12 protein-coding genes and 1 pseudogene are annotated in these 15468 nt (G+C 67.3%); 9 read left to right on the top strand and 4 right to left on the bottom strand.

Annotated features, from left to right (window positions below):
- Positions 1-444, bottom strand: a pseudogene (locus D7X32_RS23485) (hypothetical protein); the annotation flags it as partial.
- A gap of 182 nt (positions 445-626) precedes the next feature.
- Between D7X32_RS23485 and D7X32_RS23490 the strand changes: the two are divergent.
- A complete protein-coding gene (locus D7X32_RS23490; RefSeq protein WP_120604810.1) occupies positions 627-1619 on the top strand; it encodes an RING finger protein in 993 nt (330 codons plus the stop codon).
- Between the two features lie 63 nt (positions 1620-1682).
- On the opposite strand, the gene D7X32_RS23495 is transcribed toward D7X32_RS23490, so the two are convergent.
- Together D7X32_RS23495 and D7X32_RS23500 are read right to left on the bottom strand one after the other, a co-directional pair.
- Positions 1683-2354, bottom strand: a complete 672-nt coding sequence (locus D7X32_RS23495) for a DsbA family oxidoreductase (RefSeq protein WP_120604811.1) — start codon at positions 2352-2354, stop codon at positions 1683-1685.
- A gap of 188 nt (positions 2355-2542) precedes the next feature.
- Positions 2543-3562, bottom strand: a complete 1020-nt coding sequence (locus D7X32_RS23500) for an ATP-grasp domain-containing protein (RefSeq protein WP_120604812.1) — start codon at positions 3560-3562, stop codon at positions 2543-2545.
- Positions 3563-3639: 77 nt separating this feature from the next.
- On the opposite strand from D7X32_RS23500, the gene D7X32_RS23505 reads away from it, so the two are divergent.
- The 8 genes from D7X32_RS23505 to ileS all read left to right on the top strand — a co-directional run bounded on the left by D7X32_RS23505 (position 3640) and on the right by ileS (position 13017).
- Positions 3640-5076 (top strand): sigma 54-interacting transcriptional regulator, encoded by a 1437-nt coding sequence (locus tag D7X32_RS23505; RefSeq protein WP_208752523.1) that lies wholly within the window; start codon positions 3640-3642, stop codon positions 5074-5076.
- A 170-nt stretch (positions 5077-5246) separates the two neighbouring features.
- A complete protein-coding gene (locus D7X32_RS23510) occupies positions 5247-6053 on the top strand; it encodes a TadE/TadG family type IV pilus assembly protein (protein WP_120604813.1) in 807 nt (268 codons plus the stop codon).
- 5 nt (positions 6054-6058) lie between these two features.
- On the top strand, positions 6059-7729 hold the full coding sequence (locus tag D7X32_RS23515) for a pilus assembly protein TadG-related protein (protein ID WP_120604814.1): 1671 nt from the start codon (positions 6059-6061) through the stop codon (positions 7727-7729).
- Entirely contained in the window at positions 7729-8721 is a 993-nt protein-coding gene (locus tag D7X32_RS23520; RefSeq protein WP_120604815.1) for a TadE/TadG family type IV pilus assembly protein, read from the top strand. Before D7X32_RS23515 ends, D7X32_RS23520 begins: the two co-directional genes overlap by 1 nt.
- Before the next feature lie 2 nt (positions 8722-8723).
- Positions 8724-9053, top strand: a complete 330-nt coding sequence (locus D7X32_RS23525) for a hypothetical protein (RefSeq protein ID WP_120604816.1) — start codon at positions 8724-8726, stop codon at positions 9051-9053.
- A gap of 13 nt (positions 9054-9066) precedes the next feature.
- Positions 9067-9756: a hypothetical protein gene (locus D7X32_RS23530; RefSeq protein WP_120604817.1), complete on the top strand. Its 690-nt coding sequence runs from the start codon at positions 9067-9069 to the stop codon at positions 9754-9756.
- A gap of 30 nt (positions 9757-9786) precedes the next feature.
- On the top strand, positions 9787-10068 hold the full coding sequence (locus tag D7X32_RS23535) for a hypothetical protein (protein ID WP_120604818.1): 282 nt from the start codon (positions 9787-9789) through the stop codon (positions 10066-10068).
- Positions 10069-10122: 54 nt separating this feature from the next.
- A complete protein-coding gene (gene ileS, locus D7X32_RS23540) occupies positions 10123-13017 on the top strand; it encodes an isoleucine--tRNA ligase (protein ID WP_120604819.1) in 2895 nt (964 codons plus the stop codon).
- An 83-nt stretch (positions 13018-13100) separates the two neighbouring features.
- Here the strand turns inward: ileS and D7X32_RS45040 are convergent, their stop codons facing one another.
- Positions 13101-15449: a hypothetical protein gene (locus D7X32_RS45040; RefSeq protein WP_147450236.1), complete on the bottom strand. Its 2349-nt coding sequence runs from the start codon at positions 15447-15449 to the stop codon at positions 13101-13103.
- Between the last annotated feature and the right edge of the window lie 19 nt (positions 15450-15468).

Consider the following 15468-nt stretch of genomic DNA (forward strand, 5'->3'; position numbering starts at 1 on the left):
GTTGCGGCCGTGTCCGGCGGAGGCCGCGTGGGTGTTGTCCCAGCGGTAGCCCCGGCTGCCGCGGTCGTAGGAGTAGCCCGCGCCCCACGAGCCGCGCGGGTAGTAGTCGTGCTGGTGGCGCCCGTGGAGGTTGCAGTACGCGCCGCCCAGGGTGGGGTGGTAGTCCCAGTACCAGACCACCGTCGGGCCCCGGTAGTAGTAGACGTCGTCCGTGTAGACGTAGGACGTCTGGGGCGGCTGGTAGTCGTGGACGTGGGCGTAGTCCTCCGGGCACCAGCCGCCGCCGATTTCGTCGGGGACGGGGTGCGCGCCGGCGAACCGGTACTCCGCCACGGGGGCGACGTAGGCCACGCGGCGGACGGGGCGATGCGAGTGGGCCTCGACGACACAGCCGGTCCCCATCAGCAGGGCCAGGGGGACGACCAGGGCGAGCAAGCGGTTCATGACGAATCTCCTGGCACGGAAGTGGACCCCCAAAGCGTCCCGCTCCGCAACCTCTGCCCCCTCCGACGGCCCGACGCTCCGTTAATTCATCCGGAATGCCCGCCCGCCGGGAAGGCGAGGGGCCCGCCTGATATGACATCCGGGTCGCGGCCCCTGGGGTGCCGCACCGGGGAGGCATACGGATGTCGGATGTGGACTTCGGACGCGCGATGGGGGCGTCCTGTGCGCTGCACCCGGGCCGGGAGGCAACGGGTACCTGCGAGCGCTGCGGCAACTTCACGTGCGACACGTGCAGCGACAGCGGCACGTCGCCGCGCTGCCCCACGTGCCGGGAGCGCTTCGGCGCCACGTTCCCGCTGCGGCGGGAGACGTGGACCTTCAACAAGCTGTGGGACGTGTGCTGGGCGGCGTTCCAGCGCGAGTGGGGCATGCTGTCGCTCGCGGTGTTGATCACCCTGGGCGTGAGCTTCGGCGCGCAGCTGCTGATCAACCTGGGCACGGGCATCGGCGCGGCGGTGGACAGCGGCGTCCTCGCGGCGGTGCTGAGCATCGTGGGACTCGTGGCGCAGCAGCTGGTGCAGGGCCTGGTGCAGCTGGGCCTCTTGCGCGTGTGCTTCGACGTGCTGCACGGAGGCCGCGCGGACGTGGCGCGCCTCTTCAGCCAGATGCACAAGGCGGTGCCCTACGCGCTGACCATGCTCCTCGTCTTCGCCATCGTGCTGGTGCCGCTGGCCATCCTGGGCGCCCTGGGCTTCGTCGCGGCCCTGGGCACGGGCCTGCTGTCCGGCTTCAACCTGGACGCGAATGCGTCCCCGAGCGAGTTCTTCGAGGCGCTGCTGCCCATCATGGGCGTGCTGGGGCTGGGCTTCCTGGTGCTGGTGGGGCCGCTCACGTACCTGATGCTGCCGCTGTACCTGGTCCAGCCGGAGCTCGCGTACGACGACGTGCCGCCCTCGCCCGTGGAGGTGCTGCGCCGCAGCTGGGAGGCCGCGCGGGGCCAGCGTCTGGCCATGCTGGGCGTGGGGCTCGCGGCGGGGGCCGTCATGGTGGCGGGGTTCTTCGTGTGCTGCGTGGGCTTCATCCCCGGCATGGCGCTGGCACAGCTGCTCACCGCCGGGATGTTCCTGTCCCTGCGCTCCCCACGGCAGGACGCCGCGGCGCCCTTCCCGGGCTGAAGACGCGGGAAGCAAGGCGCGCCTTCGCGACAGAGGCGAAGGCGCGCGGGGATGCGGCGGCTTTCAGTGCACCAGCCGCTCGGAGGAACCCGAGCGGGGCACGGCGACCTTGCCCAGGCACGCGAGGATGTGCTCGCGGTACTCGGACAGCTCGCGCAGGCCGCACAGCATCCACCGGCCGCCAATCACCAGCGAGGGCACGCCGCGCACGCCGCGGCTGCCGGCCAGCCGGTGCTCGTCGTAGATGAGCCGGCGCGTCTCTTCCGAACGGAAGGCCGCGGAGAACTGGTTCATGGACAGGCCCACGCGCGACGCCAGCTCGAACACCACGTCCGAGCGCGACACGTTGACGCCCTGCTCCAGCGCCGCGCGCTGCATGGACCGGGCGAGGAAGGCCCTCGCCTGTGGCCCCTGCAACCGCGCCGCCTCCAGTGCCGCCAGCGCCGGAACACTGGAGCGCGGCGGATCACCGCCCAGCCACAGGTCCGTGGAGAGCAGCGAGGCGGTGGGGTCGGGTTCGCGCTGCGCGCGCTTCACCTCTTCCACCAGCCCGCGCACTTCACGCTCCGTGGGCAACACGTCGTGCAGACGCAAGGGGTAGGGACGCACGCTCCAGCGGACGGCGTCGCCAAACTCCTGGCGAAGCACCTCCAACCGTTGGTCGGCGAGGTAGCACCAGGCGCAAAGCACATCCTGGTAGACGGTGATCTGCAGCGGCTTGTGCAGCGTTTTCATCGGGGGTCGCCAGATTAGAGGCGCATCCCCACCGCTGCCAACACCCCCGGACAATCCACGCCCGGATGCATTCCCGTATTCCTGAGGAGCATCCAAGGCACCGTGCGGTGCGTGAAGCCCCGCCGCATGCCATGGAGCAGGCGGGCAGGCACAGGGACACTGCTCGCGTGCTTGCTGTCACCCCAAGATCAGGACGCGCGGCCCGCCCTTGCAACCAACGCGCTGCCCCGGGTCCCCGCGTACACCAACGCGTGCTCCACGATGTGGCCCGCGATGTCCTGGCCGGTGGCGCCCTCCAGGCCCTCGAAGCCGGGGCTGGAGTTGATCTCCATCAGGCGCGGGCCTTCGCGGCCCTCCAGCATGTCCACGCCCGCGACCTCCAGGCCGATGATGCGCGCCGCCTTCACCGCGGCCTCCACGTAGGCGGGAGGCAGGGTGATGGCGCGGCCCTCGCCGCCGCGGTGGATGTTGGAGCGGAACTCGCCCTTCTTCGCCTTGCGGCGCATGGCGCCCACCACGGTGTCGCCCACCACCAGCGCGCGCACGTCGCGGCCCTCGCTCTCCGCGACGAACTCCTGGAGGACGATCTCCTGGCCCAGGTCCCAGAAGGTGTCGAGGATGGTCTGCACCTCCGGCAGCGTGTGGGCGATCATCACGCCCACGCCCTGGGTGCCCTTGATCAGCTTGATGATGACGGGCAGTCCGCCCACCTCCTGCACCAGCTTGCGCACGTTACCGCGGTCGTGCGCCATCACCGTGCGGGGCATGTCCAGGCCCGCGCGGGCCAGGAACTGCAGCGCGCGCAGCTTGTCGCGGCTGCGCGCGATGGCCGTGGGCGGGTTGAGCACCGGCACGTCCATCATCTCGAAGTGGTTCACCACCGCCAGGCCGTACGCGGTGATGGACGCGCCGATGCGCGGAATCACCACGTCCACGCCCTTCACCTCCGCGCCGCGGTAGGTCATGCGCGGCTTGCCGCGGGCCAGCAACAGGCAGCAGCGCAGCGTGTCGAAGACGAGCGCACGGTGGCCCCGGGCCTTGATGGCCTCCACCAGCCGGCGCGTGGAGTACAGCGAGCGCTTGCGGGACAGGATGGCGACGGTCTTCTTCGCGCGGGGCCGCTTGGGTCGCGGCGCGTCACCGCGCTCGGGTGCCTGTGCGCCAGGCGGAACGGGCGCCTTCTTCGACTGGACTTTTCGGGGGGGCATGCGGGGCGCGGGACACTAGCACGCACGGGCGTGGAGGCACGGCACGTGGGCACCCTTTGCTATCCTCGCGTTCACTGATGACCGCACCGAACCCGCATCCCGACGACATCCACACCAATCCAGGAGACGTCGGCCTCGAGCTGTCGTCCCAGTCCCCCCTGTTGGGGGAGACGCTGGTGGTGGATCCGCGCGCCACCGTGAAGCTGCACAAGTGCCGGCTCCTGGTGACGTCGGGGCCGGACACCGGGCGCTCCATGGCCAGCGACAAGGAGCGGCTTCGCTGCGGCGCCCACCCGGGCAACGACCTGGTGCTGGTGGAGGACCGCACCGCCAGCCGCCACCACTTCGAGGTCCAGTACACCGAGCGCGGCTACCTCCTGGTGGACCTGAACTCCACCAACGGCACCTTCCTGGACGGCCGCCGCATCGAGCGCGCCTACCTGTCCCCGGGTTCGCAGATCCGCGCCGGCTCCTCCGTCATCACCTTCGCTCCGCTGGATGAAGAGGTGGCGGTGGAGCCCGACCGCGAGGGCGAGCTGTGCGGCATGGTGGGGCAGAGCGTGAAGATGCGGCAGGTGTTCGGGCTCATCAAGCGCATCGCGCCCATGGACGTGTCCGTCATCATCCAGGGGGAGACGGGCACGGGGAAGGAGCTGGTCTCCAGCGCCATCCACGAACTGTCCGGCCGCAAGAAGGGCCCCATGGTGGTGCTGGACTGCGGCGCCATCCCGCCCAACCTCATCGAGTCCGAGCTGTTCGGCCATGAGAAGGGCGCCTTCACCGGCGCGACGTCCAGCCGCCCCGGCGCCTTCGAGCGCGCGCAGGGCGGCACCATCTTCCTGGACGAACTGGGCGAGCTGCGCCTGGACCTGCAGCCGAAGCTCCTGCGCGTGCTGGAGAACCGCGAGGTGCGCCGGGTGGGCGGCAACGACGTCATTGAAGTGGACTGCCGCGTCATCGCCGCCACCCACCGCGATCTGGTGAAGGAGATCGCCGCGGGCAACTTCCGCGAGGACCTCTACTTCCGCCTGTCCGTCATCCACATCCAGCTGCCGCCGCTGCGCCAGCGCCGGGACGACATCCCGCTCATCCTCAAGCGGGCGCTGGCGGAGCCGGAGGTGGTGGAGACGCACGGCCGCAAGCGCTTCTCCGCGGAGGCCCTGGGGCTGCTCATGGCCTACGCCTGGCCCGGCAACGTGCGCGAGCTGATGAACGTCCTCTCCCACGTGCTGACCTTCTCCGACGAGGGCGAGGAGATATTGCCCTCCCACCTGCCCCCGCGCGTCCGGGGCCAGGCCCGCGAGGGGCCGCTGCCCTTCAACGAGCACCTGGCCTTCAAGGATGCCAAGGAGCAGCTCCTGGAGAACTTCGAGCGCGAGTACGTCACCAGCGTCCTCACCCGCTGCGAGGGCAACCTGTCCCGCGCCGCTCGGGAGAGCGGGCTGCACCGCAAGTCCATCGAGCGGCTGGTGAAGAAGTATCAGCTCGACGCCAAGGGCCTGAAACCCCGCTGAAACATCGCCGTTGCACGGTTTTTTCACCGGGGGTGTCGCATCCCAGGAAGTTTCCATGGAGCCCGTCCTCTGCGACACTCCACGCCCCCCCTTCGGACCCCGACGCAGTGTGTCGGCGGTCACTTGACGGATACTGCGAGATTCCCCCATCCCGCAGGATGAGCTTCTGTATGAGCGCACGATCCCCCCGTGAAGCAGCCGAGTCCGGCCAGGCCCTGGTAGAGGCCGCGCTGTCGCTGCCTCTGGTCGTGTTCCTGATCCTCGGTGCGTTGCAGCTCTTCCTGATGATGCAGGCGCGGGTGATGACGCACTACGCGGCCTTCCGGGCGACGCGCGCGGGCAGCGTGGCGCACGGGGACTGCGAGCGGATGACCCACGCGGCCATCCTGGCGCTGATTCCGACCTTCCACTCGTTCATGGGGCAGGGGACGGGGTCGCTCAACGGTCCGCTGGGCCGCGGCGCGGGTTCGGACGCGCCCCGGCTGCTGGCGGATGCGTTCGCGGCGCGGATGAACAACCGCTACGCGGGCTCTGGCGGTCCGGGCCCCGGCATGGACGGCGTGCACAACCGCAGCATCGTCTGGATCCTGCGGGACCTGGCGGGCGGCGGCGTGGACAGCCCCGAGGACAGCGACTTCGATCGGCCGGGGCACCTGCGGCGGCTGGAGGTGCAGCTGGTGTTCTGGTACCCGCTGCGCATTCCGTTCGCCAACTGGGTGATGTCGCGCATGTTCCTGGCGCACTTCGGCCTGCGTCCCTACACGGACGCGAACCCGCTGCTCGTCGCCGAGCGCAACGCCAACTGGAACAGCGGTGAAGTGACGACGTCGCACGTGCTGGACGGCGAGCTGGCCGCGGAGCTGGCGGACCGCGTGAACGCCCGGCAGTACGTCTTCCCCATCATCACCACGTTCACCATGCGGATGATGACGCCCGTGAAGTCGCGTTTCTTCGCCACCATGAACTGTCCCCGGTGAAAGCCATGAAGCGCTCCTCCCCCCAGCGCGGTCAGACCCTGGTCCTGTTCGTCCTCAGCATGCTGCTGCTCTTGCTGATGGTGGCCCTCACGCTGTCGTTCACCATGAAGGTGCGCGAGCGCATCGAGGTGCAGACGGTGGCGGACGCGGCCGCGTACTCCAACGCGGTGGCCACGGCGCGCACGTTCAACACGCTCGCCGTCTCCAACCGCGCGGAGATCGCCCACATGGTGGCGAACGCCGGCGCGGCCAGCCTGCTCAGCTGGGCGAGCCTCTACCGGGGCGAGTTGAACGCGGCGAAGATTGGCTACGGGGCGTGGCTGCCCGTCTATCAGGCGTTCGCCACGGCGGGGTGCCCCTGCGCCTGGAGCAACGGCTTCTGCGCCCGCATGTGCCAGTGCGGTCTGCGCGGAGTGGGTGACCTGGGGCGGCTGATTGGCACGCTGCAGCGCGAGGACATGCGCGTGGAGGCCGTGTTCCAGGCGATGGATCCGATGGTGGGCCTGCAGATGCGCCTGCACCAGGTGGCGGCGGGTGCGCTGTATGCCTCCTCCCTGGCGGACTACATGAGCCTCGAGGACAAGGTGGGCGACCAGGAATTCGCCAACGACATCCTGGGGGACCTGGTGCCGGGGAAGAACCCGCGCGACGCGGGGTGGTTGGCGCCGTCCGCGGGCAACGTCTCCCGGAACGAGCTGGCGGACAACACGGCGTGCCTGGGTGGCGGCGCGGTCTGTGATCCGCTGCCGCTGACGGTGGCCCACGCCGTGGACGCGGCGATGGGCAGCCGTGGCTTCACCTTCGTCACGTCGCGCTTGCTCCAGCAGTACGTCGCGCACGAGGCGAACCTGGCCTTCGTCATTCTGCCTCCGGACATCGTCACGCTCCCGTTCGCGGCGGGCACGGCCCACTTCGGCAAGCCGATCCTCCAGTACTCGTTCCTTCCCCCCTACGCTCCCGCCGTCTCGGCCGAAGACGAGGGCGTCGTGGCCTTCATCTACAACCACATCGCGCATGGCGGTGGGCCGCCGTGCCCGGTGATGGTGGGCGGCACGGTCCCGACCATGGCCTTGTTCGCGGCCTCGGGTGGCATCATGCCCACGCCCACGCATATGTGGCTGGGCGGCACGGACCCGGCGCCCTTCGCGCGGCACATGCTGGCGCCGTGTCTGGGCGGCCCGTCCAGCTGCCCGGGCATCTGGCCGCCGTTCATGGACTACAACCTGACGGAGCTGTGGCCCAACGGCGCGGACAACAACTACGGGCAGCCGAAGAACTTCGCGGTCATCCAGCGCGACCGCAGCACCATGTCCGCCATGCAGCAGGACCCGTGGAACCTGGCGTTCCGCTTCCGCTTCAAGGCGAGCAACCCGAACCCGAACGCGGGCAGGTTCGACAACACCACCGTCACCATGGCGGACGGCGTCACGCCGCTGGGCATCCAGACGGCGCTGTCCACGGGCATCGCGTACTACCACCGTGGCCGCAGCCTGGGCATCTCCCACTGGAGTGAGCCGCCCAACCTGCTCAACCCGTATTGGCGCGCCACACTGGTGCCGGTGGACACGGACGAGTCGGGTCTGGATGACGCCATCAACGCGTTGGGGGCCAGCTCTCCTGCCTCCGCCGCCACCATCCAGGAGCTGCGGCGCGTGGGCTTCAAGGGGTTCCAGTGATGCACAGCCACCTTCGTCGTCACCGCCGGCAGGCGCGGGGCCAGTCCATCGTCGAGGCGGCCCTCGGCGTCACGCTGTTCATCACCATCCTGGTGTTCGGCATCCACTTCGCGGAGGTGGGCTTCCTGTCGCTGAAGGTGCAGGAGGCCGCCGTGTCCGCGCTGTGGAACGGCACGCACGGAGAGATGCACGACATCCCTGCGGACTATGGCGAGGCGCATGACTCCATGCGGCGCGCGGGCGAGGACGCGCAGGCGCGGTACGCGGACTTCAACGGCCTGTCGTCCGTCAACCACGGTGACACCATCACGCAGGTGTTCACGCGGGGCTCGGACCTGCGCGTGAGCTGCGACCGCAACGGGGGCCTGGACTGGGATGGCCCCGTGCTGACCCGGCTGATCTACCGCGACGAGGGCGGCACGGCGTGCACGTCCCAGGCGAACCTGAGCTCCTGGAACATCCCCACCCGGTTCCTGGACCAGAGCTCGGAGACCGGCCTGTACAACGAGCAGCACCAGGACGCGGCCAACGCCAACATCCAGGTGTGTGGCATTGGCCGCGCGGTGGGTGGCACCTGCCGGGGCCGCTTCTCCATGCTCGTGGATGACTGGGGCCTGTCGAACGAGCTCGAATCCTCCATGTGTGTCCTGTTCCAGGACCTGCCGCTGCCGTGCACCAACGGGCCGTTCTACGCGGCCACGAAGGGCGTCTACGAGCCCACCACGCTGCTCATCCCGACCTACGCCAGCTTCCTGGCCATGGACGCCCTCTTCATGAATCCGCTGCCGCCCCTGGTCTTGATGCAGCGGGAGAACACCTTCTGGATGAGCGCGGCGGGTGAGGAGAGCCAATTCATGCAGGCCTTTATGAGGCCCGCGCCCCTGGGCAACCTGTGGAACACGTCGCCCGGCGCTCTGATTGGCATCACCACGCCCCATTACGGTCTGGGCTATCTGGACCGCAATGGCTGTTTCCTTGGAAAGGATTGCTGAAGATGAAGATGCGAAGCCTGCTGTCGGGTGGAGTGCTGGCGTTGGTGCTGGGTGTGTGCCTGACGGCGTCTCCCGCGCGCGCGGACAGCAATTCGTGCAACACGGACTGCGCGACGAAGAACGGGGACACGCTCAACGCCTGCATCACCGCCTGTCCGGCGCCGGGCAGCCCGGGTGACGCGAAGGACAGCAGCCGCACCTGCTCCGCGCGCTGCGCCCAGAAGTTCCAGGCCCAGTTCAACCAGTGCAAGGCCCGCTGCCCCAAGCCGGAGGGCGACACGGGTCCGAAGTCGGGCAAGTCCGTCAAGGCCGCGCGGTCGCACCGGCAGTAGGAAGGAACCGGGGATGAAGCGTTTGATCGGGCGCTGGAGCCTGTTGCTGGCGCTGGTGGGGGCCGCCCCCGCGTGGGCCCAACGGGCCAACTTCACCTGGGACATCCCCAAGACCGTCAGCGTCGTGGATGTGCCGGGGCAGGTGGACGCCAATGGCGTGCCGGTGAAGCTGCTCGCGGTGCGCAGCAAGGAGAAGGCGCAGGTCATCCTCCAGAGCGTGGTGGACCGCTTCCAGTCCTGGGGCTTCTCGGTGCAGGAGGCGTACAAGCAGCCGCAGCTCTTGCGCGAGCCCATGGTGACGGGCCTCGACACGCGCAACTTCATCTCCTACACGGCCATCCTCCAGGTGAACCCGGACGGCACCACCACGGTGTTCCTGGGCCAGGCGAACCTGGCTGCGGCGAAGGCCCCGCAGCCGGCCGGGCTGCCCGTCTTCCCTGGCGGCGCCGGGGTGCTGACGGCGCAGACGGAGGGCTCGCACACGGTGAGCTACTCGGTGCCGGGCAAGACGACCGCGGAGGTGGAGGCCTTCTACCGCGAGGTGCTCACCAAGGCGGGGTTCAAGGAGATCCAACCCCGCGTGTTCAAGTCCTCCACGGAAGAGGTCTCGCTCACCCTGGGCGTCACCAAGGAAGGGCCGGTGGCGGTGCGGCTGGTGCGCCGGGCCGCGGCGTCGGACGATGGATTGACCCCGGGCGAGTGACGCCATCGGGCAAGGGAAGACGAGAGCGACATGAAGACGCGTATCGCGGTGCGGGGCTGGCTGGGACTGATGGCGCTGGGCGCGGTGCTGGTGGCACCCCAGGCGCTCGCGGAGTCGTGCGACGACAAGTGCGCCATCACCGCCGCCTCCTCGCTCACGGCCTGTACGAACAAGTGCTCCGCGAAGAGCAAGGCGTGTATCGACCGCTGCACGAAGAAGTTCCAGGACGCGAAGGCGAAGTGCTCCAAGAAGTGTCCCAAGGGCAAGGGCAAGTCCACGCCGCACACGCACGACGACCACGACGAGGAGTGAGTCGGCGCGTGTGATTGAAGGACCGGCGGGAGGGTGTTACGGGCGCTGCAAGCCATGAGCGACGCCCCCTCCCGCAAGGACCTCGACGCCACCGTCCACCTGCCGCGCACGGAGTTCCCCATGAAGGGGAACCTGGGCCAGCTCGAACCACGCCTGCTCGCCTGGTGGCGAGAGCAGGACGTGTGGAAGCAGCTGCTCGCGAAGAACGCGGGCCGTGAGCCCTTCGTGCTGGCGGACGGCCCGCCGTACGCCAACGGCCACCTGCACGCCGGGCATGCGCTCAACAAGGTGCTGAAGGACATCGTGGTGAAGTTCCGGAACCTCTCCGGACGCCCGTGTGACTTCATCCCCGGCTGGGACACCCACGGTCTGCCCATCGAGCAGGCGGTGGAGAAGCGCCTCAAGGAACAGAAGCTGGACAAGCGCACGTTGTCGCGCGACGCGCTGCTGGAGCGCTGCCGCGAGTACGCGCTGGAGTTCGTGGACATCCAGCGCGCGGAGTTCCAGCGGCTGGGTGTCTTCGGAACGTGGGACGAGCCCTACCGGACGCTCGACTTCAGCTACGAGGCGCAGGAGGTGCGCGAGCTGGCCGCGTTCGCGCGCCGGGGCATGCTGTACCGGCGCAAGAAGCCCGTGGCGTGGTGCCTCCAGGACCAGACCGCGCTCGCGGAAGCGGAGGTGGAGTACGCGGAGCACACCTCGCCGTCCGTGTACGTGGCCTTCGACGCGGGGCCGGAGCTGGTGGATCGGCTGTCTCAGCTGAAGGGGCAGCGCGTGTCCTTCGTCATCTGGACCACCACGCCCTGGACGCTGCCGGCGAACCTGGCCATCGCGGTGAACCCCACGTTCGAATACGTCTTCTACCGGCTGGAGGACCGGGTCCTCTGCGTGGCGAAGGACCTGCTGGCGAAGGTGCTGGCGGAGGTGAAGTCGGACGAGCTCGCCGTGAAGCACGTGCAGCTCCCCACGGGGGAGGTGTCGTCACCGGCGCTGGTGGATGCCTCCCGCATCCTCGCGTACGCGACGGGCGAGGACCTGGAGCACGTGACGTATCAGCACCCGTTCCTGGAGCGGCAGGGGCGCGTGGTGCTGGGCGAGCACGTCACGCTGGATGCGGGCACGGGGCTGGTGCACACGGCGCCGGGACATGGCCAGGAGGACTACGAGGTCGGCCTCAAGTACGGCCTGGACATCTACAACCCGGTGCGCGCGGACGGCCGCTACGACGACACGGTAGGCGAGGTGCTCGCGGGCCGGCGCGTGTTCGAGGCGAACCCGGTGGTGCTGGACCTGCTGGTGCAGCGGGGCGCGCTGCTCAATGACAGGTCAGACACCCTCACGCACAGCTATCCGCACTGCTGGCGCTGCCACCAGCCGGTCATCCAGGCGGCGACGTACCAGTGGTTCATCCCGATGGACGCGCTGTTCCACGGCACGCAGACGTTCCGGCAGGTGGTGCTGGAGCAGGTGGACAAGGTCCAGTGGGTGCCGTCGTGGGGACAGTCGCGGATCCGTGGCATGCTGGAGGGCCGCCCGGACTGGTGCATCAGCCGGCAGCGCAGCTGGGGCGTGCCCATTCCCATCGCGTACTGCGACGGATGCGACGACGCGGTGGCGTCCCCGGAGGTGATGGAGCGGGTGGCGGCGGCGGTGGAGAAGGAGGGCGCGGGCGTGTGGTACCGCACGCCGGTGAAGGAGTTCCTCGGGGAGGACTTCACGTGTCCGCGCTGCGGCAAGGGCGAGTTCCACCGCGAGACGGACATCCTGGATGTGTGGTTCGACTCGGCGTGCATGGCGTCCGCGGTGCTGGAGAAGCGGCAGCGCGTCCCGGCGGACCTGTTCCTGGAGGGGAGTGATCAGCACCGGGGCTGGTTCCATTCCTCGCTGCTGGTGTCGGTGGGCACGCGCGACGTGGCGCCCTACAAGGCATGCCTCACGCATGGCTTCGTGGTGGATGGCCAGGGCGAGAAGATGTCCAAGAGCCGGGGCAACACGGTGGCGCCGGACAAGGTCATCCAGCAGTACGGCGCGGAGGTGCTGCGCCTGTGGGTAGCGGCGAGCGACTACCGCAACGACGTGCGCCTGTCGGACGCCATCCTCAAGGGCCTGTCGGAGGGCTACCGGAAGATCCGCAACACGTTGCGGTACGCGCTGGGCAACCTGCAGGACTTCGACCCGGCGAAGGACGCGGTGGCTGGGGATGCGCTGTTGCCCCTGGACCAGTGGGCGCGCGGACGGCTGGCACAGGTGGCCGCAAGGGTGCGGCAGGCGTACGAGGATTATGAGTTCCACCTCGTCTACGCGACGGTGGTGGACTTCTGCGCCAATGATTTGTCGGCCGTGTACTTCGACATCCTGAAGGACCGGCTCTACACGGCGAAGCAGGACGGTCCCGCGCGGCGGGGTGCGCAGACGGTGCTGCACGAGGTGCTCACGGTGCTGCTGCCGCTGCTGGCGCCGGTGATGAGCTTCACGTCGGAAGAGGCCTGGCAGCACCTGCCGGGCGAGCGCGCGAAGAGCGTGTTCCTGGCGGGCTTCGCGGATGTGCAGGCCACGATGCCGCCGGAACTGGAGGCGCGCTACGCGAAGCTCTTCGCGGTGCGCAGCGCGGTGCAGGGCGTGCTGGAGGTCGCGCGGCGGGACAAGCGCATCGGTGCGTCACTGGAGGCCCGTGTTGTGCTGAGCGCCACGGGCGCGGTGCGGGAGGTGCTGGAGGCGAACCTCGCGGAGCTGCCCGGGCTGTTTATCGTGAGCCAGGTGGAGTTGGCGGAGGCTCCGTCCGAGGCTGCGAAGGCGCTGGAGGTTTCACAGGCCTTCGGTGACGGTGCGTCGCTTTCCGTGGAGGTGCTGCCGGCTCACGGCCAGAAGTGCCCACGCTGCTGGGTGTATTCCGATGCGGTGGGGCAGGGCGGGGACGTGTGCCTCAAGTGCCGTGAGGCATTAGGCTGAACTCTTGATGAAGCCGAACCCCACAGGCCTCCAGGGCCTGTGGGGTTGAAACCGTGAAAGTGTGGGCAGTTCGCCAGTCAGAACTACTTCGTGGTCCTGATGCGAGTGCAGGGCGGACCGGATTCCGTTCCCCCGAACCATTTGGGATGATTGTGTCTGTCATTGACGCAGATCTTCTTGATGCACTCGCCTCTCCCGGATGCGGCAGACCCATGCCGATTTTCGCCCAGCCCGTTGAATCCAGTTCCCTCGGTGGTGGAGCACAAAGTGAGCCCAAGGGGCTCCTCATGCTCGTCAGTCAGTGAATGCCTGATGTGCCGCTGTCCTGGCGGGTTGGGTTTGATTAATGCCTGCGCAGAATAGCGCATCAGGCAGTCATGAGCCCCACTGAATACGCTTTGTGTTCCATCTTGTGCGCAGCGGGCAGCAACATTGAATCGCTGAATCTTCGGTGCGAACGCTTCAGGCTGCTTGGGCTGCAGGAACGACGAGGGAGAATAGATCATCTCCACGATGTCTCCTGTTGCGTAGCCTGATGGATCAAGAACCTTCTCGCTGGTGCTCGCAATTTCGCTACCATCTACAGTCGTCGTCCATTCGACTTTGAGGAGTCCACCTTCACCGTGATGGGGGACGTTGGCGGAATGGGCGAGTTCATGCGCAACAGTGTGCTCAAAAAGTGTCGGCTGCGACTCAGAATTAGACAGGTTAGCTGAGATGCCGACGTACTCAATGTTGCCAGGAGTGCTTGCTCCGCCTGGGGTCTTTGAAGTGCCACTGCCATCGGTGAGCCATCTCAAGATAACGAAGTGTTGGTCGTTGAGATGGGCAACCTGACCATGATTCGCATTGATGAGACGAGTGGAGGGATTGCCTTCTGCCTCCTTGAGTTGGTGGACCTTGAGCCCGGTGACGTTGGTGAAGCGGTTGATTCCATCGACGATGCCAGGAGGAGTACCAATCCGGTTGACGAGGAAGTAGTCAACGTCGTCAGGATTGGTCCTGGAGTGGATTCCGTTGATGATGAACCCTCGATACTCCTCTTGGAGTGTCAGTCCGTCGCCCCCCTCTTTCGGGTCGCGATGGCCACGGCCTCCCGGGAGAAGCTCACTGTCGTCGTCATCGCCAAGACCGAAGGCCCCTTTCATCTCGATCCATGTCCTGGCGATCTTTGAGTTCTCAGCGCGCCTGGGAATCCGCAAGGGTTCGTTCAGGGCGAGTTCAGGATCGGTTCCCCCGCCATAAACCTTCGCGAGGACGACGGATTGGATGACCTTGCCGTTGGGGAGCTTGGCCACCGCCCGGATGCTGCCGTAGGCGCCGTAGTCGAAGCTGGACACCATCGCGTAGGCATAGGTCGAGTACGAACCTTCGGGTGTCCTGAGCTTGTTCTTGTCCTCGACGACGTAGCCTGGATTCTTGCTTTCTTCGAACTGAAGATCCTGTGGACTGTCCGCGGCCCCCTCGACTGGCATGTTCATGGCAATGCCATCAATGCTCGACGAGTCGAGAAAGAAAGTGATTTCGCTGGCGGCATCTGGGGCTGTGGGGACCAGCGGAACAAGCGCGGCCCTCACGCGAATGAAACTCCCCGCGGCAGGAAGTTCGCCCGGGTTGGCGAGGCTATTGGGAAGGGGACTCTGGGGACCAAAGGGAAGCCAGGTGTCGTAGTCCTCTGCATCCAAGACAAGCTGGACTTCGGTTTCCTCTGGCCAGAGATCCCACGAGATCTCCCACTCAATGGGTTTCGCGCCCCACTCGACGGGGGAGGGCATGCTTGAAACGACTGCCCCATTCACCGTGATGAACTGCTTACGGCCCTTGAGATGCAAGGGTTCATCTACGCCAGGGAGTGGGAAGGTGAAGAAGTCCGCAGGGAACACGCTGGGAAACATGGGGCCAGCGACCTCAGACGGATAGGTTTGATCCAAGAATCTCGCAACGGCAGCGCAGCTGAGAAGGGTTCCCTGGTCGGTATAGCCTTTGAACTGGATGGTGGAGTCAGAAGGGAACGTCATGTGAGGTGTTGCGAAGGCGCTGGCTGTCTCCGCACATTTCCCCTCGTTTGATTCCACCACACCTTCATTGCCAGACACAACATAGCTGGACGACAGGTTGTAGAAGCCTGAGTCGACGCTGCCGAACCCCATGGAGAGGAAAGGAATCATTATGACCCGCAGAGGGGCCTGATAGAAAAGGCTGTCCGACCAGGTGAGGTTATTGGCCGGTTCACCGATGCTGCCGACCGAGCGGGTCTTGACGCGGTAGGTGCCGACCCAATTGGTGACGGCAAGGACCCGGTCCTTGGGCGTTTCGAGCGCTTGAAGCACGAACCCCGAGGGGGTGGATTCTTGGGAGGGTTTGTCTTGGCCTGTGCAGGCCGCGAGGAATGCAAGACCCATGATGAGGCAATGGCGAGGGGGTAATTTCATGCTTGGGGTACTGGTCTCC

The organism is Corallococcus carmarthensis (assembly GCF_003611695.1).
Classification (GTDB): domain Bacteria; phylum Myxococcota; class Myxococcia; order Myxococcales; family Myxococcaceae; genus Corallococcus; species Corallococcus carmarthensis.

What these genes read in the sequence shown, in the direction of transcription:
- ileS (WP_120604819.1), top strand. Translation starts at nt 10,123, where the DNA reads ATGAGCGACGCCCCCTCCCGCAAGGACCTCGACGCCACCGTCCACCTG.
- D7X32_RS23500 (WP_120604812.1), bottom strand. Translation starts at nt 3,562, where the DNA reads ATGCCCCCCCGAAAAGTCCAGTCGAAGAAGGCGCCCGTTCCGCCTGGC.
- D7X32_RS23525 (WP_120604816.1), top strand. Translation starts at nt 8,724, where the DNA reads ATGAAGATGCGAAGCCTGCTGTCGGGTGGAGTGCTGGCGTTGGTGCTG.
- D7X32_RS23520 (WP_120604815.1), top strand. Translation starts at nt 7,729, where the DNA reads ATGCACAGCCACCTTCGTCGTCACCGCCGGCAGGCGCGGGGCCAGTCC.
- D7X32_RS23505 (WP_208752523.1), top strand. Translation starts at nt 3,640, where the DNA reads ATGACCGCACCGAACCCGCATCCCGACGACATCCACACCAATCCAGGA.
- D7X32_RS23495 (WP_120604811.1), bottom strand. Translation starts at nt 2,354, where the DNA reads ATGAAAACGCTGCACAAGCCGCTGCAGATCACCGTCTACCAGGATGTG.
- D7X32_RS23530 (WP_120604817.1), top strand. Translation starts at nt 9,067, where the DNA reads ATGAAGCGTTTGATCGGGCGCTGGAGCCTGTTGCTGGCGCTGGTGGGG.
- D7X32_RS45040 (WP_147450236.1), bottom strand. Translation starts at nt 15,449, where the DNA reads ATGAAATTACCCCCTCGCCATTGCCTCATCATGGGTCTTGCATTCCTC.
- D7X32_RS23515 (WP_120604814.1), top strand. Translation starts at nt 6,059, where the DNA reads ATGAAGCGCTCCTCCCCCCAGCGCGGTCAGACCCTGGTCCTGTTCGTC.
- D7X32_RS23490 (WP_120604810.1), top strand. Translation starts at nt 627, where the DNA reads ATGTCGGATGTGGACTTCGGACGCGCGATGGGGGCGTCCTGTGCGCTG.
- D7X32_RS23535 (WP_120604818.1), top strand. Translation starts at nt 9,787, where the DNA reads ATGAAGACGCGTATCGCGGTGCGGGGCTGGCTGGGACTGATGGCGCTG.
- D7X32_RS23510 (WP_120604813.1), top strand. Translation starts at nt 5,247, where the DNA reads ATGAGCGCACGATCCCCCCGTGAAGCAGCCGAGTCCGGCCAGGCCCTG.